Origin of the sequence: Thioclava sp. UBA3469 (genome assembly GCF_002378135.1) — a bacterium.
In the GTDB taxonomy this organism is placed as follows: domain Bacteria; phylum Pseudomonadota; class Alphaproteobacteria; order Rhodobacterales; family Rhodobacteraceae; genus Thioclava; species Thioclava sediminum.
The window spans coordinates 1-2,024 of the sequence record NZ_DFRG01000111.1 but is presented as its reverse complement, the minus strand read 5'-3'; the positions used below and the strand labels follow the sequence as shown (position 1 = coordinate 2,024).

General features: G+C 63.7%; 3 protein-coding genes. All 3 read left to right on the top strand.

All coding sequences use genetic code 11. The features are described 5' to 3' along the window. The coding region (locus B3D39_RS09165) for an ABC transporter permease (protein ID WP_286789620.1) at positions 1-530 on the top strand (530 nt) is incomplete at its 5' end. Next, positions 530-1,450 carry an ABC transporter permease gene (locus B3D39_RS09160; protein ID WP_078523182.1) on the top strand — a complete coding sequence of 307 codons (921 nt, stop codon included), beginning with the start codon at positions 530-532 and terminating at the stop codon, positions 1,448-1,450. The genes B3D39_RS09165 and B3D39_RS09160, both read left to right, overlap by 1 nt. A gap of 81 nt (positions 1,451-1,531) precedes the next feature. Beyond that, positions 1,532-2,024: ABC transporter substrate-binding protein (locus B3D39_RS09155; RefSeq protein WP_349678086.1), on the top strand; the 493-nt coding region annotated here is incomplete at its 3' end.

Below are 2,024 nucleotides of genomic sequence, written 5' to 3'. Positions count from 1 at the left end.
GAGGCTGGATCGGCGCGGTTCTGATGCGGTTTACCGATCTGATGATGGCGTTTCCGGCGCTGCTGCTGGCGATTTGTCTGGCGGCGATCTTTACCCCCTCGCTGTGGATCGTGGCGATGGTGATCGCGCTGGTGAACTGGGTCCAGACGGCGCGCGTGGTCTATACCGAGACCTCGGCGCTGGCCGAGCGCGAATTCGTCGCCGCCGAGCGCACGCTGGGCGCTGGCACGGTGCGCATCCTGTTCCGCCATATCCTGCCGCATCTGGTGCCGATGATCATCGTCTGGGGCACGCTGGGGATTTCGACCACGGTGCTGCTGGAGGCGACGCTGTCCTATCTCGGCGTGGGCGTTCAGCCGCCGACGCCAAGCTGGGGCAACATCATCTTCGAGAACCAGACCTATTTCCAGGCGGCCCCGTGGCTCGTCTTCATCCCGGGCGCCGCGATCTTGCTGCTGGCGCTGTCCTTCAACCTCGTGGGCGACGCGCTGCGCGACGTGCTCGACCCGACGCAGAGAGGGCGTGAGTGATGCTGGCCTATCTGATCCGCCGCCTGATCCAGGCCGCCCTGATCCTGCTGGGCGTGTCCTTCATCACCTTCTTCCTGCTCTTCGTGCTGCCGGCCGATCCGGTGCGCCAGATCGCGGGCCGCTCGGCCACGCCCGAGACGGTGGCCAATATCCGCCACCAGCTTGGCCTCGATCAGCCCTTCATCGTGCAATACTGGCACTATCTGACCGGGCTGGTCCAAGGCGATATGGGCCGCAGCTATCTGCAGAAGACCGAAGTCGCGACCCTGATTGCCGCGCGTCTGCCCGCGACGCTGCTTCTGATGCTGGGCGCGATCGTGGCCGAGCTGATCATGGGGCTCACGCTGGGGATCGTGGCCGCGATCCGGCGCGGCGGCGCGCTCGATCAGTCGCTGATGATCACCTCTTTCGTTGCGGTTTCGGCGCCGCAATTCGTGGTCGGTCTGCTGCTGCTTTACGTCTTCGCGGTCAAGCTGAGCTGGTTCCCGATCGGCGGCTACGGCAGCTTCTCGAACCTCGTGCTGCCTGCGCTGACGCTCGGGATCATGGGCTCGGGCTGGTATAGCCGGATGATGCGCTCGAGCATGATCGACGTGCTGCGTTCGGATTATATCCGCACCGCACGCGCCAAGGGGCTGCGCCGCTTCCGGGTGCTGGCACTGCACGCGATGCCCAACGCCATCCTGCCGATCATCGCGATGATCGGGATCGATATCGGCATCTTCATGTCCGGCATCGTCGTGGTGGAAAGCGTCTTCGGCTGGCCCGGTATCGGGCAGCTCGCCTGGCAGGCGATCCAGCGCGTCGACATTCCGATCATCATGGGCGTCACGCTCGTGTCCGCCTGCGCCATCGTGCTGGGCAACCTGCTGGCCGACCTGATCACACCTTTCATCGATCCGCGCATCAAGCTGCGCTGATCGCAATCAGATACCTCGGGCCAACCGGGGAGCGAACCAAAAGAAAAGTCCAACTGACGGAGAACACCTCAAATGAGCCTGATGAAAAACATCCTTGCCACAAGCGCACTGTCGCTCTCGCTGGGTCTCGCCAGCTTCGCCTCTGCGCAGGACTACCAGCCCGATCCGAACGCCAAGCCCGGCGGCAATATCATCGTGACCTACAAGGACGATGTGGCCACGCTCGATCCGGCGATCGGCTATGACTGGCAGAACTGGTCGATGATCAAATCCGTCTTCGACGGTCTGATGGATTACGTCCCCGGCACCACCGAACTGCGCCCCGGTCTTGCCGAGAGCTACGAGATTTCCGACGACGGCACGACCTTCACCTTCAAGCTGCGCAAGGGCGTGAAATTCCACAACGGTCGCGAGATGACGGCCGAAGACGTGAAATACTCGCTCGACCGCGTCACCACCCCCGCGACCCAGTCGCCGGGTGCCGGCTTCTTCGGCTCGATCAAGGGCTATGACGCGATGGCGGACGGCTCGGCCACCAGCCTCGAAGGCGTCACCGTCGTCGATCCCTACACGG